This is a genomic window from Lachnoclostridium sp. Marseille-P6806 (assembly GCF_964238185.1).
In the GTDB taxonomy this organism is placed as follows: Bacteria; Bacillota; Clostridia; order Lachnospirales; family Lachnospiraceae; genus Brotaphodocola.
In genome coordinates this window covers 379050-396201 of sequence record NZ_CAXSLG010000002.1, presented here as the reverse complement: position 1 = coordinate 396201, position 17152 = coordinate 379050, and the positions used below count along the sequence as shown (strand labels likewise).

The 17152-nt window shown below is 46.4% G+C and carries 14 protein-coding genes and 5 tRNA genes; 18 read left to right on the top strand and 1 reads right to left on the bottom strand.

Going from position 1 to position 17152, the window contains the following annotated elements; all coding sequences use genetic code 11:
• Window positions 1-11: 11 nt before the first annotated feature.
• The 10 genes from ACESON_RS03855 (at window position 12) to ACESON_RS03810 (ending at window position 7744) form a co-directional block, all read left to right on the top strand.
• Window positions 12-905: an NAD(P)-dependent oxidoreductase gene (locus ACESON_RS03855; protein ID WP_373108583.1), complete on the top strand. Its 894-nt coding sequence runs from the start codon at window positions 12-14 to the stop codon at window positions 903-905.
• 714 nt (window positions 906-1619) lie between these two features.
• The gene (gene thrS, locus ACESON_RS03850) at window positions 1620-3557 is read left to right on the top strand and encodes a threonine--tRNA ligase (protein ID WP_373108620.1); all 1938 of its coding nucleotides are present in this window, start codon (window positions 1620-1622) and stop codon (window positions 3555-3557) included.
• A 102-nt stretch (window positions 3558-3659) separates the two neighbouring features.
• Complete coding sequence (locus ACESON_RS03845; RefSeq protein WP_373108582.1) at window positions 3660-3974, top strand: DUF1540 domain-containing protein; 315 nt, start codon at window positions 3660-3662, stop codon at window positions 3972-3974.
• 296 nt (window positions 3975-4270) lie between these two features.
• Window positions 4271-5620, top strand: a complete 1350-nt coding sequence (locus tag ACESON_RS03840; protein WP_373108581.1) for an MATE family efflux transporter — start codon at window positions 4271-4273, stop codon at window positions 5618-5620.
• Between the two features lie 567 nt (window positions 5621-6187).
• Window positions 6188-6682 carry a translation initiation factor IF-3 gene (gene infC / locus ACESON_RS03835; protein WP_373108580.1) on the top strand — a complete coding sequence of 165 codons (495 nt, stop codon included), beginning with the start codon at window positions 6188-6190 and terminating at the stop codon, window positions 6680-6682.
• Window positions 6683-6709: 27 nt separating this feature from the next.
• Window positions 6710-6907 (top strand): 50S ribosomal protein L35, encoded by a 198-nt coding sequence (gene rpmI, locus ACESON_RS03830; protein WP_118543375.1) that lies wholly within the window; start codon window positions 6710-6712, stop codon window positions 6905-6907.
• Between the two features lie 33 nt (window positions 6908-6940).
• The gene (rplT, locus tag ACESON_RS03825; protein WP_177993927.1) at window positions 6941-7297 is read left to right on the top strand and encodes a 50S ribosomal protein L20; all 357 of its coding nucleotides are present in this window, start codon (window positions 6941-6943) and stop codon (window positions 7295-7297) included.
• A 195-nt stretch (window positions 7298-7492) separates the two neighbouring features.
• A tRNA-Leu gene (locus ACESON_RS03820) sits at window positions 7493-7576 on the top strand.
• Window positions 7577-7583: 7 nt separating this feature from the next.
• Window positions 7584-7656 (top strand) — tRNA-Asn (locus tag ACESON_RS03815).
• Between the two features lie 4 nt (window positions 7657-7660).
• A tRNA-Leu gene (locus ACESON_RS03810) sits at window positions 7661-7744 on the top strand.
• A 230-nt stretch (window positions 7745-7974) separates the two neighbouring features.
• Here ACESON_RS03810 and ACESON_RS03805 read toward each other — a convergent pair.
• On the bottom strand, window positions 7975-8865 hold the full coding sequence (locus tag ACESON_RS03805) for a LysR family transcriptional regulator (RefSeq protein WP_373108579.1): 891 nt from the start codon (window positions 8863-8865) through the stop codon (window positions 7975-7977).
• Window positions 8866-9037: 172 nt separating this feature from the next.
• Here ACESON_RS03805 and ACESON_RS03800 point away from each other — a divergent pair, with 172 nt between their 5' ends.
• The 8 genes from ACESON_RS03800 (at window position 9038) to dnaG (ending at window position 17139) form a co-directional block, all read left to right on the top strand.
• Window positions 9038-10399 (top strand): MATE family efflux transporter, encoded by a 1362-nt coding sequence (locus ACESON_RS03800; protein WP_177960135.1) that lies wholly within the window; start codon window positions 9038-9040, stop codon window positions 10397-10399.
• A gap of 84 nt (window positions 10400-10483) precedes the next feature.
• Window positions 10484-10567, top strand: a tRNA-Leu gene (locus ACESON_RS03795).
• 335 nt (window positions 10568-10902) lie between these two features.
• Window positions 10903-10986: transfer RNA gene (locus ACESON_RS03790), tRNA-Leu, on the top strand.
• A gap of 87 nt (window positions 10987-11073) precedes the next feature.
• The gene (gene add / locus ACESON_RS03785) at window positions 11074-12087 is read left to right on the top strand and encodes an adenosine deaminase (protein ID WP_373108578.1); all 1014 of its coding nucleotides are present in this window, start codon (window positions 11074-11076) and stop codon (window positions 12085-12087) included.
• A 337-nt stretch (window positions 12088-12424) separates the two neighbouring features.
• A complete protein-coding gene (locus tag ACESON_RS03780; RefSeq protein ID WP_177958247.1) occupies window positions 12425-13168 on the top strand; it encodes an ATP-binding cassette domain-containing protein in 744 nt (247 codons plus the stop codon).
• The gene (locus tag ACESON_RS03775) at window positions 13165-14085 is read left to right on the top strand and encodes a SufD family Fe-S cluster assembly protein (RefSeq protein ID WP_373108577.1); all 921 of its coding nucleotides are present in this window, start codon (window positions 13165-13167) and stop codon (window positions 14083-14085) included. Before ACESON_RS03780 ends, ACESON_RS03775 begins: the two co-directional genes overlap by 4 nt.
• A 240-nt stretch (window positions 14086-14325) precedes the next feature.
• Window positions 14326-15336, top strand: coding sequence for a deoxyguanosinetriphosphate triphosphohydrolase (locus tag ACESON_RS03770; RefSeq protein WP_373108576.1), 1011 nt, complete (start codon window positions 14326-14328; stop codon window positions 15334-15336).
• Between the two features lie 18 nt (window positions 15337-15354).
• Entirely contained in the window at window positions 15355-17139 is a 1785-nt protein-coding gene (gene dnaG / locus ACESON_RS03765; RefSeq protein ID WP_373108575.1) for a DNA primase, read from the top strand.
• Window positions 17140-17152 lie beyond the last annotated feature (13 nt).

Genomic DNA, 17152 nt, shown 5'->3' with positions numbered 1-17152 from the left:
AGGAGGAAAATATGTTTCAAAAGCTGGTAGCAATCGAACCGGTCAGCCTGGTGGAAGAGGCTGAGAAAAAACTGTATGATTATGCAAAGGAGGTTGTCCTGTTTACAGATATTCCAGGTGATGACGAAGAGATTATCCGTCGTATTGGTGATGCAGATGCAGTGCTGGTAAGTTATACCTCCAGAATTAACAGCTATGTGATGGAGCGCTGTCCCAATATCAAATATGTAGGAATGTGCTGCAGTCTGTACTCTGAGGAAAGTGCCAATGTAGATATTGCTTATGCGAGAGCACATGGAATTCAGGTTCTGGGAATTCGCGACTACGGAGATCGCGGTGTTGTAGAGTTTGTGCTTTGTGAACTGGTTCGTCTGCTGCATGGATACGATCGTCCCATGTGGAAGGAACTGCCGGAGGAAATTACCGGATTGAAGGTAGGAATTGTAGGAATCGGCGTTTCTGGTGGAATGATCGCAGATGCCATGCAGTTTATGGGAGCAGAGGTATCTTATTACTCCCGGACCCGCAAGCCGGAGAGAGAGAATCAGGGAATGACCTACCGTCCACTGAACGAGCTTCTGGAATATTGCGATGTGGTTTTCACTTGTCTGAACAAGAATGTAATTCTTCTTGGAGAAGAGCAGTTTGCAGCCCTGGGCAGCCATAAAATTCTTTTCAATACCTCCATTGGACCTTCCCACGAGATTGAGTCTCTGAAGAAGTGGCTGGAGAAGGGAGAGAATTATTTTATCTGCGATACAGCAGGCGCTTTGGGAGATCCATCAGGGGAGCTTTTATCATCGCCTCAGGTTATCTGCCCCAATGCATCAGCAGGCCGCACCCGTCAGGCATTTATTCTTTTGAGTGAAAAGGTACTGGCAAATCTGGAGACGGCTGTAGGCTGAATCTAAGAAATAGGCAGAGTTGATGGTCATTCTGCATCGTTTAAGATGGATATGGAGTGAGCGGTGAAAGGAAATTCTGCAAAATTAAGTGCTTGACATATTTTCGGAGCGTGTTATAATCAAAATCAAGTATGAAGTTATTTCCATAATCAACGCGCAGATGAGACCAGTAACCTGAAAAAAGCGCACAGAGAGGGATGCAGATGGTGGAAGCATCCTGCAGAGATTTCAGGAGAAGACCAGCTCGGAGCGGTCCTTAATCGGATCCGGTGATTCCGTTATCGTCAGAATGAGAGGCTGAATTGCTTTTTCAGTAAAGCTGCAGACAGATTTGCAGTTAGAAAATGAGATTCAGCAAGCAGGGTGGAACCGCGAAGCATGAATAGAATGATCGTCCCTTGCCAGATGTCAAAAAACGTCTGGCAGGGGATTTTTTTATTTCATAGGAAATTGCATCCTATGAAATAAAAACGCTCCGCGAGGATCGCCATGCGTCGGAAGAGAATTTTGTCGCAGAAGCGACCCGCCGCAGGCGGAGAAGCTCGCGAGCGAGCTTCTTTTTCATTTCATAGGAAAGAGTGTCCTATGACAAAGATGCTTCGTGTTGGATGTGCACTGCGCGCCAGAGGAAAAAGGCTGTTGATGCAGACTCACTTTGGAGTAGGAATCTGTTATGGAAAATTCATCACATCAAAGGAAAAAAGGAGCAAAGCCATGAGGATTACATTAAAAGACGGAAGTGTAAAAGAGTATGCACAGCCAATGTCAGTGCTGGATGTGGCAAAGGATTTAAGCGAAGGTCTGGCACGGGTGGCATGTGCCGGTGAAGTAGATGGAGAGGCAGTAGATCTGCGTACCGTTCTGGAAGAGGATTGTTCTCTTAATATTCTGACTGCAAAGGACGAGAAGGGTCTGGCTGCTCTGCGTCATTCTGCCAGCCACGTAATGGCACAGGCAATTAAGCGCCTGTATCCCAGCGCCAAGCTGGCAATCGGTCCCTCTATTGCAGATGGATTTTATTATGATATGGATTTTGAGAATCCGATTACAGCAGAGGATCTGGAAAAGATCGAAGCGGAGATGAAGAAGATTGTAAAGGAAGCTCTTCCGATTGAGCGCTTTACTCTGCCCAGAGAGGAAGCCATTGCTTTCATGAAGGAAAAAGAGGAGCCGTACAAGGTGGAGCTGATTGAGGATCTTCCGGAAGGCGAGGAAATCAGCTTCTATAAGCAGGGTGAGTTTACAGATCTGTGTGCAGGCCCGCACCTGATGAGCACCAAGGATATTGGCAAGGCATACAAGCTGATGAGCATTGCAGGCGCTTACTGGAGAGGCGATGAGCACAACAAAATGCTGACTCGTATTTATGCGACTGCATTTGCAAAGAAAGAAGAGCTGGAAGCTTACATTACTATGATGGAAGAAGCAAAGAAGCGTGATCACCGGAAGCTGGGCAAAGAGCTGGGACTGTTTATGATGCACGAAGCTGGTCCGGGATTCCCCTTCTTCCTGCCAAAGGGAATGGTGCTGAAGAATACTCTTTTGGATTACTGGAGAGAAATTCATAAAAAAGCCGGTTATGTAGAGATTTCCACTCCGGTTATTTTAAACAGAAGCCTGTGGGAGACCTCTGGTCACTGGGATCACTATAAGGACAACATGTATACCACGGTTATTGATGAGCAGGATTATGCGGTAAAACCCATGAACTGCCCGGGCGGTGTTCTGGTATATGCCTCCGAGCCTCGTTCCTATCGCGATCTGCCTCTTCGTCTGGGCGAGCTGGGTCTGGTTCATCGTCATGAAAAATCTGGCCAGCTTCACGGTCTGATGCGTGTGCGCTGCTTTACACAGGATGATGCCCACATTTTTATGACTCCGGAACAGATTAAGGAGGAAATTAAGGGTGTTGCACAGCTGATTGACAGCGTATACAGCCTGTTTGGCTTCCAGTATCATGTAGAACTGTCTACCAGACCGGAAGATAGCATGGGAAGTGATGAAGACTGGGAGATGGCTACCGATGGTCTGCGCAGTGCCCTGGACGAGATGGGCCTGGATTATGTAGTCAATGAAGGCGACGGTGCATTCTATGGCCCAAAGATTGACTTCCATCTTGTTGATGCGATCGGAAGAACCTGGCAGTGCGGTACCATTCAGTTAGATTTCCAGCTGCCTCAGCGGTTTGAGCTGGAGTACATTGGTGCAGATGGCGAAAAACACAGACCGATTATGATTCACCGTGTGGCATTTGGTTCCATTGAGCGGTTTATCGGTATTCTGATTGAGCACTTTGCAGGTGCATTCCCCACCTGGCTGGCTCCGGTACAGGTTAAGGTTCTGCCGATTTCTGATAAATACCTGGACTACGCAGGCAAGGTAAAGGCTGCCCTGGATGAGGCAGGAATCCGTGCAGAGCTGGATGTTCGCTCTGAAAAAATTGGCTACAAGATTCGCGAGGCCCAGAAGAACAAGATTCCGTATATGCTGGTTGTAGGACAGAAAGAAGAGGAAGAGGGCGTAGTGGCAGTCCGCAGCCGCTTCAAAGGCGATGAAGGCCAGAGATCTCTGGATGCATTTATTGAAGGTTTGAAAAAAGAAATTGCTTCCAGAGAGGCTCGTGCTGTAGAAGTAAAGCAGGAGCAGAAATAATCAGATTTCCAGAAATAAAATAGAATAGAATGAAAAGATAAATGCATACTATCCCTGATAGACAAAGCTATCGATGATTAATCAAGGAGGTATGCATTTATTATGACCAAATTAGCATGTACCGTAACCAACTGTCTTCACAACTGTGACAGCCGCTGCTGCAAGCAGACCATTATAGTGGATGGGCAGGATGCCTGCCAGTGCAGTGAAACCTGCTGCGGAAGCTTCGATGAAAACAGAGACGGAGCATTCCAGAATGTATTCAAAACTCCGGAAAACCGTCTGGAGGTTGACTGTGAGGCAGTGAAATGTATTTACAATGAAAATCATCACTGTATGGCAAAGAATATTGACATTAGTGGTGACGGAGCAAGCAGATCTGAGCATACACAGTGTGCAACCTTTCAGATGAAATAAAGCAAAAAGATACAGCAGAGCATGGGTCCCCCGGCGCTGCTGTATCTTTCTGTTACGGTAAAATATATAGTTGTGAAAAAAACCACGAAGAGATCCAGATGGTAAAAGAAAATTTTGCAGCAGAAATGGCCTTCCTCGGACAGAGAAACACACATGCGCTCTTCTTTCTTTGCTGTGGAGGAGATGGGCAAGATGGAAATGCGGCATCTGTTTGACAATTAGTTTCTCTGTGATAAAATAGAAAAAGAAGAGTGCAGAGCACAGAGAGATTTTACGGAAGGAATGGACACAGAACGATGATACAGAAGAAAAATCCGGCCAATTTAACAGAAGGTTCTATTGTGCGAGGACTTTTGGGCTTTGCAGTTCCCCTGTTTCTGGGGCAGCTGCTGCAGCAGCTTTACAATATGGCAGATGCGTGGGTCGTGGGAAATTTTGCAGAGAATGAAGCTTTTGCGGCAGTCAGCATGGCGTCTCACATTAGTTTTTTAATTATTGGTTTTTTTAATGGCATAGCGATTGGCGGAGGAGTCGTGATTTCCCGTTATTTCGGGGCGAAAAATGAGAAAGAAACAGAGCGGGCTATTCATACAAATTTCCTGTTCGGAATAGGGGCTTCTGTTCTTTCGACAATTGTAGGCGTGCTTCTGGTGCCACGTCTGCTGGTATGGATGCATACGCCAGAAAGTGTTATGCCTCATGCGCTTGTTTATTTCCGAATTTATTTTGGCGGTGTTTCTACTATAATTATGTATAATATCTGCATGGCAATTATGCGGGCGCTGGGAGACAGTCTTCATCCTCTGTATTATTTAATTGTGTCTTCCTGTATGAATGTAGCTCTGGATTTGCTTTTTGTGGCAGGCTTTCATTGGGGCGTTGGCGGAGCAGCAGTGGCAACAGTGCTTTCTCAGGGGCTGAGCGCGGTGCTTTGCATTGTCCGTATGTGTAAAATTAAGGATTATACCGGACTGGATTTCAGAAAGCTGAAGATCTATCGTGATGTGCTTAGTCAGGTGATTCATCAGGGGCTTCCCTCCGGACTTCAAAACTCAGTAATCAGTATTGGGAATCTGGTAGTACAGGCCAATATTAACAGTTTTGGAGCATATGCCATATCGGGACATGGGGCTTACAGCAAAATTGAGGGACTTGTATTTCTGCCGATTATGAGTATGTCTATGGCTCTTCCTACTTTTATCAGTCAGAACCTGGGAGCAGGAGAATATAGACGGGCGAAAAAAGGCGCTTTTTTTGGAATAATGTCTGGTATGGTTATGGCGGAACTGGTAGGGCTGGTTCTTTATGCCGGCTGTGGGCAGGCCCTTCAGCTTTTTGTAGATACGCCGGAGGCAATTCGATTTGGCATGATTCATGGGCATACAGTAGCTCTGTTTTTCTTTCTTCTGGCCTTCTCGCACTGCGCGGCAGGTGTGATGCGGGGGTGTGGAAAAGCAATGATTCCGATGGCTGTCATGCTTGCAAGCTGGTGTGGGATCCGTATTGTTTATGTAACAGCAGCCTTGAAGGTAGTAAATGAATTTCAGATGATTTCCTGGGCTTATCCTTTGACCTGGACCATCAGCTCAGGGGCGTTTCTTTATTATATGAAGAAAATTGACTGGACCAGAGGCTTTGAATCCTGACTTATCTAATTGTTTTGGCGCAATGAATCCGGCATGGGAGCTTTGACAGGAATTCGTGCCGGATCTTTTATGTCATAGGAAAGTGCGTCCTATGACATAAAAACGCTCCGCGAGGATCGCCATGCGTCGGAAGAGAATTTTGTCGCAGAAGCGACCCGCCGCAGGCGGAGAAGCTCGCGAGCGAGCTTCTTTTTTGTTCTGGGAAGGTTTTTTTATGGTAAAAATATCCTGCATGGTCTTACTGTGCGTTTAAGAAAATGAACGCTGATGCAGGCGGGCTTTTTGCGCGAGTCCGGAGGGCATTCTTTTTTTGAAAAACTCTTGACATTTATAAAGAACCATAGTATAGTAATAAAAGTTGTGAGAACAACGCACAAGAAAGTAGGTATCCACCTCACCTCGGCACGATGCAGTGACCCTGGTTCATATTAAGAAACACGGATAGCGGCGGCGACGCCTGCGTGATTACTTAGAGGGTGGATAGAGTTGTATTCTATCTACTTTTTTTATGCAGGGAAACAAGCATGCAGAATTTTATGATGGAGGTGTACGACAATTAGCGAGTTAATGATTAACGAACAGATCAGAGACAAGGAAGTTCGACTGATTGGAGAGGACGGAGAGCAGCTGGGCATCATGTCCGCAAAGGAGGCTTACCGCATGGCTCAGGAGGCTGAGCTGGATCTGGTAAAGATTGCACCAACAGCGAAACCGCCGGTATGCAAGATTATCGACTACGGTAAATACCGTTATGAACTGGCTAGAAAAGAAAAGGAAGCCAAGAAGAAGCAGAAGGTAATCGAAGTGAAGGAAGTGCGGTTATCCCCGAACATCGACACCAATGATTTAAACACCAAGATGGGAGCGGCACGGAAGTTCCTGGAAAAGGGAGACAAAGTAAAGGTTACCCTGCGTTTCAGAGGACGTGAAATGGCACATATGTCCAAGTCCAAGTACATTCTGGATGATTTTGCAGAGAATTTAAAGGATATCGCAGTCATCGACAAGCCTTCCAAAGTAGAAGGAAGAAGCATGGTCATGTTTTTAACTGCTAAAAAGTAAAAGCGAACGATTAAGGAGGAAACAATAATGCCTAAATTAAAAACAAGCAGAGCAGCTGCAAAACGTTTCAAAAAGACCGGTACTGGTAAACTGGTAAGAAATAAAGCATACAAGTCTCACATCTTAACTAAGAAGTCTACCAAGAGAAAGAGAAATCTTAGAAAAGATATCGTTACTGACAGCACCAATGCAAAAGTAATGAAGAAGATTTTACCGTATCTGTAATAGACTGATTCGTTTAAGAAGGAGGAAAAACCGATGGCAAGAATTAAAGGCGGCATGAACGCAAAGAAGAAACATAACAGAGTGCTGAAGATGGCAAAAGGCTACAGAGGCGCACGTTCCAAACAGTACAGAATCGCAAAGCAGTCCGTAATGAGAGCTCTGACCAGCTCCTATGCTGGACGTAAAGAGAGAAAGAGACAGTTCCGTCAGCTGTGGATCGCTCGTATTAACGCAGCAGCAAGAATCAATGGTCTGTCCTACTCTAAGTTTATGTACGGTCTGAAGCTGGCTGGTGTTGAGATGAACCGTAAGGTCCTGTCCGACATGGCTATCAACGATGCTGAAGGCTTTGCAAAGCTGGCTGAGCTGGCTAAGTCCAAACTGGCTTAATTCAGGTTTTGGTTGATTTTACGTCTTTTCTCCGTCGGACAGCTTGCTGTCAATACGGGGAAAAAGACGTATTTATTTAGAAAACAGGAGGATTTTTGCCTTTTCTGGGAACAATGCAAATTGTTTAAAAAAAACAGGAAAAATCGAAAAAACCTCTTGCATTATTTGGAAAGATATGCTATACTTAAGAAGTTGGCGGGAGTGCTGGAATTGGCAGACAGGCTAGACTAAGGATCTAGTGGCAGTTATGTCGTGTGGGTTCAAGTCCCATCTCCCGCATACATATTCCTCGATAGCTCAGTCGGTAGAGCACGCGGCTGTTAACCGCGCTGTCGTAGGTTCAAGTCCTACTCGGGGAGCTATGCAGAAGTGGCGGAATTGGCAGACGCGCACGGTTCAGGTCCGTGTGGTAGCAATACCTTGTGGGTTCAACTCCCATCTTCTGCATCACAGAGAGTTCGGTAAATGCCGGACTCTTTTTTTGTTTCATAGGAAATTACGTCCTATGACATAAAAACGCTCCGCGAGGATCACCATGGGTTGGAAGAGAGTTGGGCTGATGAGACGACCCGCCGCAGGCGGAGAAGCTCGCTCGCTAGGATGCGCGCCAGAGGAAAAAGGCTGCTGACGCAGCCGTGCTTCGGCATGAGAATGTGCCGCCGCGCATATTTTCCTGTTTATGGAAGCTCCCGGTATTTTATAATGAGGTGTTCCAGTTCCCTGGCAGCAATGCTCAGCGGATGGCCTTTCCGTTTCAGCATACATATTTTTCTTTCCGGAAGAGGTTTTTCCAGGGTAAGAAGATGAATGTGTTCTGCTCCTTTCAGGAAAGGCTCAGGGACAAAGCCAATGCCAAGATCGTATGCTGCCATGGGAACAATCTGGTCGGCGGCAGCAACTTCAACGCTGGGAGAGAAGGGAACTCCAGCGTCGGCAAACAGCTCGCTGTACAGACGATAGGACATGGTGGTTTTTTCCAGAGAGATCACCGGATAGTGAGCCAAATCCTGCAAAGAAAGTGTTCTGCCGCACAGAAAGGCGAAGGCATCTCCGCAGATGGCTGCATCACGGAAGGTTTTGATAATTGTTTCCTTCAGGCCTGAAATACTGGGCATGGGCGTGCTGACAAGAGAAAGATCTGCCAGCCCGTTTTTCAGAGCGCAAATTGCGTCGGGAGTGGAATCTGTTACCACCTGAATATGAACGCCGGGATATTGCTGCCGGTAGTTCCGCAAAATAGGAAGAAGAAAGCAGTGAAGAGCAGATTCACTGGCGCTGACCGTGACAATGCCGCTTTGAAGAGAACGATCCAGGGCGATTTCTTTTTCTGCCGCTTCCAGGTGTTCAAAGGCCACAGACACGTGGGCAAAGAGCTTTTCTCCCTCTGGCGTCAGCTCTGCTCTCCGATTGGAGCGGGAAAAAAGCGTGCATCCCAGAGTATGCTCCAGATTTTTGATGGTTCGTGTAATGTTAGGCTGGTTGCCGCCCAGGGCAAGGGCAGCTTTGGTAAAGCTCTGAAGCTTTGCCACATAATAAAAGGTTCTGTAATAATCGTAGCTGATCTGCATAAATCCTCCCTGAAAAAAGATAAACTTTGACAATATAATGAAGACAGGAACTATTATATCAAATTGATATGAATACAATATCAAATTAACATTTGAAATATAATGGTTTGTATTATAAGATAAAACCATTGCTTCGTCAACGAAGATAAGAAAATGGAAGGAGTTTTGTTGTATGAATAAAGATCTGACTGTGGGAAAAGCGGATCAGGTATTGTGGAGATTCTGTCTTCCGCTGTTTGGCAGTATTGTTTTTCAGCAGCTTTACAATATCGCTGACAGTCTGGTGGCTGGAAAGCTGGTGGGAGAAAATGCATTGGCTGCTGTGGGAAACAGCTATGAAATTACGCTGATTTTGATTGCCTTTTCTTTTGGATGCAATATGGGATGCTCAGTCTTGGTTTCCCAGCTTTTCGGAGCAAAAAGATATGGTGAACTAAAGAGCGCCGTTTCTACCGCCTGTATCTTTAGCGGGATTCTGTGTCTGGGACTGATGGCGTTTACGATTTTTGGCGGTGAGATGCTGCTGCATTTAATCAAAACACCAGAAGACATTTTTGCAGATTCTACGATATACCTGGATATTTATGTATATGGACTGCCGTTTGTCTTTTTCTATAATATTGCAACCGGTATATTTTCAGGGCTGGGAGATTCCAGAACGCCGTTTTTGTTTCTGGCAGCTTCCTCAGTATCCAACATTTTCATGGATATTGTATTTGTCCTCTGGTTCCTTCATATGGGGATTTCCGGAGTGGCAGGAGTGGCCTGGGCAACCTTTCTTTGTCAGGGGGTCAGCTGTATCCTGGCAATGACAGTGGTATTTCGGCGTCTGTCAAAAATTGGAAACGGTATCAAGGCGCCGCTGTTTGATCGAAGCCTGCTGAAGAAATTTCTGATTATTGCAGTTCCCAGTATTTGCCAGCAGAGCTTTATCTCTGTGGGAAATATTGTGATTCAGGGTGTGATCAACGGATTTGGAACAGCGGTTATTGCTGGCTACGCGGCAGCTGTAAAGCTGAACAATCTGGTGATTACGGCGTTTACAACCCTGGCCAATGGTATTTCCAATTATACGGCTCAGAATATGGGAGCCGGAAAGTATACGCGGGTAAAGGAAGGAATGCGGGCAGGGGTAAAGATTGTGTGGATTTTGTCTCTTCCTCTGTTTCTTCTGTATTTTTTTGCAGGAGAATATGCAATCCGTTTCTTTATGAATGAGCCTACAGCAGAAGCTGTCCACACCGGTGTTACATATCTTCGGATTCTATCTCCGTTCTATTTTGTAATTTCCGTTAAACTGGTGCTGGATGGAATTCTGAGAGGGGCTTCTATGATGAAAGCCTTTATGGTAGCAACATTTACAGATCTTCTGCTGAGAGTTGTGCTGGCTGCAGTTCTTTCCAGGACAGCGTTGGGTTCTGCGGGAATCTGGTGCGCATGGCCGGTAGGCTGGTGTGCAGCTACTGCCATATCGGGAATGTTTTATCGAAAAGGCGTGTGGCATCAGGAAGATGAGAAAATCAGAAAAAAATAAAAAAGGGATTGACAAAAGAAGACAGTTCCGCTATAATAGCCATTGTTGACCGGTTGAGTTGAAAAACTCACAGGACAATGGTTCGCAGAAGTGGCGGAATTGGCAGACGCGCACGGTTCAGGTCCGTGTGGTAGCAATACCTTGTGGGTTCGACTCCCATCTTCTGCATGAAAGGAGCTCAGTATTTACTGGGCTCTTATTTTTGATGTAATAGGAAAGTGCGTCCTATGACATCAAAATGCTCCGCGGGGATCGCCGTGGGGTGGAAGAGAATATTTTGTCGCAGAAGCGACCTGCCGCAGGCGGAGAAGCTCGCGAGCGTTCTTCTTTCTTGTTTTAGCAGAAGTGGTTCTGCCGGTTCTGTATCTAAATGATGATTTTGTTTATATTTTTTGATTAAAATATATTTTTAAAAAATTTGAATAAACTGTTGACAAATCCTGAATGATTCGATATAATATGGTTGTTGGTTCGGTGAGAAAAACTTATCGGGCAAACGGTTCGCAGAAGTGGCGGAATTGGCAGACGCGCACGGTTCAGGTCCGTGTGGTAGCAATACCTTGTGGGTTCGACTCCCATCTTCTGCATCACAGGAGCTCAGCGTTTGCTGGGCTCTTCTTTCGTTTCTGGAAAATTTGGAGAATATGATCCGGCTATGGAAAAGGAGGAGGGCTATGATCGATTTGCATTTGCATCTGGATGGCTCGCTGAATGCGGAGCAGGTAAGAATCTTGGCGAAAATGTCGAAAACGGAGCTTCCGGTGCGGGATTTGCCGGGCCTAGAGAAGCTGCTGACAGTTTCTCCAGGCTGTACCAGTCTGGCAGAATACCTGGAAAAATTTGAACTTCCCTTGTCTGTTCTGCAGACGGAGGAGACGATTTCGGAGGCTGTTGCCATGTTGACGGAGACTCTTGCCGAGGAGGGTCTGTGCTACGGAGAAATTCGTTTTGCCCCCCAGCTGCATATGCAAAGAGGGCTGACCCAGAGACAGATCGTGGAATCTGCGGCTGAGGGACTTCAGAGAGGCAGCAGAAAAACACAGATGCCGGCTCAGCTGATTTTGTGCTGTATGCGGGGGGAGGATAATGACCGGGAAAACCGGGATACAGTTCAGGCTGCTGCAGAGTATCTGGGAAAAGGGATCTGTGGTCTGGATCTGGCTGGAAATGAAGGGGCTTATCCTACTTCTGGATATAAAGCTCTTTTTGCTATGGCATCAGAGGCAAACATTCCCTTTGTGATTCATGCAGGAGAGGCAGCGGGAGCAGAGAGTGTGAAATGGGCTGTGGAGTTTGGCGCAAGACGGATCGGCCATGGGCTGAGAGCGCTGGAATGTGAGCGGACGACAGCATTGCTTCGTGACAGGAAAATTCCTCTGGAGCTGTGCTATACCAGCAATCTTCAGACGAAAGCAGCTAATTCTCCGGAGACCTACCCGCTTCGCCGTTTTATGGAGAAGGGAGTCCGGGTGACGGTGAATACAGATAATATGACTGTGTCAGGAACGACTTTAAAACAGGAGTATCGCCTGCTTGGAATCCAGCAGGGGCTTGACCGGGGAATCCTGAAGGGACTGGCTCTTTCAGCAGCGGAGGCAGCTTTTTTACCTGAAGAAGAAAAAGAGAAGCTGAAAGCTGTGATTGAGAGGGAATTTTACAGCTGGCTCGAGGATAAATGGGAAAAATAATGGCAGATTTCTTGTATTTTCCACAATTCATTCTCAAAAAGGCTTGTTAAAATATAGCAAAATAGTATATAATAGCAACTGCGGGCCAAGATCTGGAAGGGTTTTGGAAATTGAGGAAATGTAACTGTTCAGGACGGGGCATCTTCTTGTCCGGTAAAGCCGAACAAGAAGCATCGGAGATTCCTCCGATGTGAGAACTGGAAGAAAGACCCGCTTACAAACAAGCTTGATACGGATTTTTCTTCCAGTTCTCCCGCTGTTCTGAATAGTTACGAGAAAATAAAGAAAACTGCGGCCAGAGAAACCAGACTGCAGAAATAAGATATTGGAGGACGTCATGCTGACATTAGAGAATGTTTCTTTTGAGGTACAGGCGGAGAAGGGCCAGAAAGAAATTATCAGAAACATGAATCTGACGATCGATGATCGGAAGTTTGTTGTTATTACAGGCCCCAACGGAGGCGGAAAGTCTACCCTGGCCAAGCTGATTGCAGGTATTGAGAAGCCGACTGCGGGGAAGATTTATTTTAACGGAACAGATATTACGGAGATGTCCATTACCGAGCGGGCTAACATGGGAATCAGCTTTGCATTTCAGCAGCCTGTCCGGTTTAAAGGGATTCAGGTGCTGGATTTGATTCGTCTGGCAGCAAAGAAAAATCTGTCTGCAGCAGATGCCTGTCAGTATTTGTCTGAGGTAGGCTTATGTGCCAGGGATTATATCAATCGTGAGGTAAACGGCAGCCTTTCCGGCGGTGAGCTGAAGCGAATTGAGATTGCTACGGTTCTGGCAAGAGGTACAAAAATGTCCGTATTTGATGAGCCGGAAGCAGGAATCGATCTGTGGAGTTTCCAGAATCTGATTCAGGTGTTTGAGCGGATGCGGGAGAAAACAGATGGTTCTATTTTGATTATTTCCCATCAGGAGCGAATTCTCAATATTGCAGATGAGATTGTGGTGATTGCTGATGGTTCTATTACCAGTCAGGGGCCGAAGGACGAGATTCTTCCGAAGCTTCTTGGAACGGCTTCCGCAGTGGATGCCTGTGAAAGATTTTACCAGGGAGGAATGCAGAAATGATAGATCAGATTCAGAAGAGGATCCTGGAAGAGGTTGCTGACTTGCACACAGTTCCAGAGGGGGCTTACAACATCCGCGCCAACGGCGCGTCGGCAGGACGCAATACAACGGCAAATATTGACATTGTTTCCAAGACAGATGTAAGCGGAATTGATATCCGCATTAAGCCGGGCACCAAGCATGAAAGCGTTCATATCCCTGTCGTATTGAGCGAGAGTGGTATTAAGGAAACGGTTTACAATGATTTTTATATTGGAGAGGACAGCGATATTGTGATTGTGGCAGGCTGCGGCATTCACAACTGCGGCAATCAGGATTCTGAGCATGACGGTATCCATCGGTTTTATGTAGGGAAAAATGCCAAGGTCAAATATGTAGAAAAGCATTACGGCGAGGGAGATGGAAACGGAAAGAGGATCTTAAACCCTGGCACAGAGGTTTACATGGAAGAAGGCAGCTCCATGGAGATGGAGATGGTTCAGATCAAAGGTGTGGATTCCACGATCCGTACTACTGTTGCAGAGCTGGCAGCAGGAGCCAGATTGGTGGTTCGGGAACGTCTTCTGACTCATGGAAGCCAGCAGGCAGTCAGTGATTATGTGGTTCGTTTAAATGGCGCTGATGCAAGTGCAGATGTGGTTTCCCGGTCTGTGGCAAAGGATGATTCCTATCAGAAGTTTGATTCTCAGATTGTGGGAAATGCAAAATGCAGCGGCCATACAGAGTGTGATGCTATTATTATGGGAAATGCAAAAATTGTTGCAGTTCCCCAGCTGGAAGCAAACAATATTGATGCAGCTCTGATTCATGAGGCGGCGATTGGAAAGATTGCCGGTGAGCAGATTATCAAGCTGATGACTTTGGGACTGACAGAGGAAGAGGCAGAAGCACAGATTGTAAACGGATTTTTAAAGTAAGACAGATACAAATGAGGGAGGATCAAGAGAGATCTTCCCTTTCTTCATTTCTTCGAGGCAATTTGTCTTTAGTTTTCAAAAAGCGCGAAAAACAGTGTTAAAAATTCAGAATTTATGATATACTATTACATAACTGTGGATAATTTGCATTGTATATTTTGCGCTGCAGGAAAGCAGATTCTGTGTCAGAGCAGATTTCTTATTTGTTTGAAAGAGCAGACGGAGAAAGGGAGTGGTAGGATGAACATCAGAGAAACTCGGGAAGCGTGGGAAGAAACATACCTGAGCCCTTATGCTGCTCTGTCCGGCCGAACACAGGGCAGAGACCGCAAAGAGGAACCCTGTGACATCCGGACGGAATATCAGCGGGATCGGGATCGGATTCTTCACTGTAAGGCTTTTCGGCGGCTGAAGCACAAAACCCAGGTATTTTTGGCTCCGGAGGGAGATCACTACCGAACCCGTCTGACGCACACGCTTGAAGTAGCTCAGATTGCCAGAACGATCTCCCGTTCTCTTCGTTTAAATGAGGATTTGACAGAGGCGATTGCCCTGGGTCATGATCTGGGCCATACGCCCTTTGGACATTCCGGAGAGCAGATTTTGAATGAGCTTTGTCCTTATGGGTTTGCTCACTACCAGCAGAGCGTGCGAGTGGTAGAGGTTCTGGAAAAGGATGGAAAGGGTCTGAACCTGACGAAGGAGGTTCGGGATGGGATTTTGAATCACAGAACCAGCGGCCACCCCTCTACTCTGGAGGGCGGCGTTGTGCGCTTGTCTGACAAGATTGCGTACATAAATCATGATATCGACGATGCCATTCGGGCGAGGATTTTTACAGAGGAAGAGATTCCATCTGAATACACGAAGGTTTTAGGACATAGTGTTCGGGAACGTCTGAATACCATGATTCACGATATTATTTATCAGAGCATGGATCAGCCGAAGATTTTGATGTCTCCCGGTATGGAAGAGGCTATGCAGGGGCTTCGTTCATGGCTGTTTCAGCATGTATATAAGAACGAAGTTCCCAAAGCGGAGGAGGGACGGGCACAGCAGCTGATAGTATCTCTTTACCGATATTATATGGAGCATGTTATCGAACTGCCGGAGGAGTATCTGCTGATGATGGTGCAGCAAAACGAATCAAAGGAACGAGTGGTCTGCGACTATATTGCGGGTATGAGCGACAGCTATGCCATTGACCGGTTTGAGCAGCTGTTTGTGCCAAAGGCGTGGAAGGTGTACTAGGAAAGAGGAGGAAGCAAGATGTATTATCCGGAAGAAATTGTGGAAGAGGTGCGTTCCAGAAATGACATTGTTGATGTGATTTCCGGATATGTAAAGCTTCAGAAGAAGGGAAGCAATTATTTTGGTCTCTGTCCGTTCCATAACGAAAAATCTCCGTCTTTTTCCGTATCCCCTCAGAAGCAGATGTATTACTGTTTTGGCTGCGGAGCCGGAGGCAATGTGATTACCTTTTTGATGGAATATGAAAGCTATACGTTTCCTGAGGCCTTAAAGATTCTGGCGGACAGGGCGGGAGTCAAGCTTCCCGAGGTGGAGTATTCCAAAGAGGAGCGGATAAAAGCGGACAGGCGTTCTATCCTTTTGGAAATCAACAAGCTGGCGGCTAATTATTTTTATTATCAGCTTCATCAGCCCCAGGGGAAAATGGGGTATGAGTATTTTCGAAATCGCCAGCTGTCTGACGATACCATCAGAAGATTTGGGCTGGGTTTTGCAAATAAAACCAGCAGTGATCTCTATCAGTATCTTCGGGCAAAGGGATATGGGGACGATATTTTAAAGGATACTGGTCTGGTTGCAGTCGAAGAGAGAGGAACTCATGACAAGTTCTGGAATCGGGTCATGTTCCCTATTATGGATGTAAATAACCGGGTGATTGGCTTTGGAGGCCGGGTAATGGGAGATGGCACACCCAAGTATCTGAATTCGCCGGAGACCCTGATTTTTGATAAAAGCAGGAATCTGTATGGATTGAATTATGCCAGAACCAGCAGAGAAAAATACATTCTGGCCTGTGAGGGATATATGGATGTAATCGCCATGCACCAGGCCGGTTTTACCAATGCAGTGGCGTCCCTGGGTACTGCGTTTACTTCCCAGCAGGCGGCTTTGCTGAAGCGTTATACGGATACAGTGATTCTGACCTATGACAGCGACGGGGCAGGTGTCCGGGCGGCTCTGAGAGCCATTCCGATTTTAAAGGAAGTGGGAATTTCCACCCGTGTGCTCAGCCTGAAGCCATATAAGGATCCAGATGAATTTATTAAAAATATGGGGGCAGATGCGTTCCGGGAAAGAATCCAGGCGGCTCAGAACAGCTTTCTGTTTGAAATTGATGTACTGAAGCGGGATTTTCAGCTGGAGGACCCGGAGGAGAAAACCAGGTTTCACAATGCAGTAGCCAGAAAGCTTCTGGAATTTTCTGAGGCGCTGGAGCGGGACAACTATATCCGGGCAGTAGCCCAGGCTCAGTTTATCCCCTATGAGGATTTAAAGCGACTGGTGAACCATATGGGAATGCAGGAGGGAATACAGCCGGCCCGGACGTCTAAGACTTCCGGAGATGGCTATGGCAGAGATACGGACAGCAGGAAGAAAAAGGAAAAGGATGATGGAATCCGCCGTTCCCAGAGGCTTTTGCTGACCTGGCTGATTGAACGGCCAGAGCTGTTTGAGAAAATCAAGGGCATTGTGGATGCGGAGGATTTTAAGGAGCCGCTTTATCATCAGGTGGCGCAGATGGTGTTTGAGGACCATGAAAAGGGGAATTTAAATCCAGCGGCTATTTTGAGTCATTTTATTAACGATGAAGAACAATACAAAGAGGCAGCAGCGCTTTTTAATGCCAGTCTTCAGGAGTCTCTAAACAATGAGGAGCAGAAAAAGGCATTTCTGGAAACTGTTTTAAAGGTGAAGAAAAACAGTCTGGATGAGGCAAGCCGGAGAGCAACAGACATCGGACAGCTTCAGCAGATTATCCGGGAACAGGCGGCATTAAAAACCCTGAAAATAACCATTGACTGAGAACATGCATGGA

Excerpts from the sequence above, each read along its gene's own strand:
- ACESON_RS03800 (WP_177960135.1), top strand. The coding sequence starts at position 9,038 with ATGAATAAAGATCTGACTGTGGGAAAAGCGGATCAGGTATTGTGGAGA.
- ACESON_RS03775 (WP_373108577.1), top strand. The coding sequence starts at position 13,165 with ATGATAGATCAGATTCAGAAGAGGATCCTGGAAGAGGTTGCTGACTTG.
- ACESON_RS03805 (WP_373108579.1), bottom strand. The coding sequence starts at position 8,865 with ATGCAGATCAGCTACGATTATTACAGAACCTTTTATTATGTGGCAAAG.
- rpmI (WP_118543375.1), top strand. The coding sequence starts at position 6,710 with ATGCCTAAATTAAAAACAAGCAGAGCAGCTGCAAAACGTTTCAAAAAG.
- dnaG (WP_373108575.1), top strand. The coding sequence starts at position 15,355 with ATGTATTATCCGGAAGAAATTGTGGAAGAGGTGCGTTCCAGAAATGAC.
- ACESON_RS03845 (WP_373108582.1), top strand. The coding sequence starts at position 3,660 with ATGACCAAATTAGCATGTACCGTAACCAACTGTCTTCACAACTGTGAC.
- add (WP_373108578.1), top strand. The coding sequence starts at position 11,074 with ATGATCGATTTGCATTTGCATCTGGATGGCTCGCTGAATGCGGAGCAG.
- ACESON_RS03780 (WP_177958247.1), top strand. The coding sequence starts at position 12,425 with ATGCTGACATTAGAGAATGTTTCTTTTGAGGTACAGGCGGAGAAGGGC.
- rplT (WP_177993927.1), top strand. The coding sequence starts at position 6,941 with ATGGCAAGAATTAAAGGCGGCATGAACGCAAAGAAGAAACATAACAGA.
- thrS (WP_373108620.1), top strand. The coding sequence starts at position 1,620 with ATGAGGATTACATTAAAAGACGGAAGTGTAAAAGAGTATGCACAGCCA.
- ACESON_RS03855 (WP_373108583.1), top strand. The coding sequence starts at position 12 with ATGTTTCAAAAGCTGGTAGCAATCGAACCGGTCAGCCTGGTGGAAGAG.
- ACESON_RS03770 (WP_373108576.1), top strand. The coding sequence starts at position 14,326 with ATGAACATCAGAGAAACTCGGGAAGCGTGGGAAGAAACATACCTGAGC.
- infC (WP_373108580.1), top strand. The coding sequence starts at position 6,188 with ATGATTAACGAACAGATCAGAGACAAGGAAGTTCGACTGATTGGAGAG.
- ACESON_RS03840 (WP_373108581.1), top strand. The coding sequence starts at position 4,271 with ATGATACAGAAGAAAAATCCGGCCAATTTAACAGAAGGTTCTATTGTG.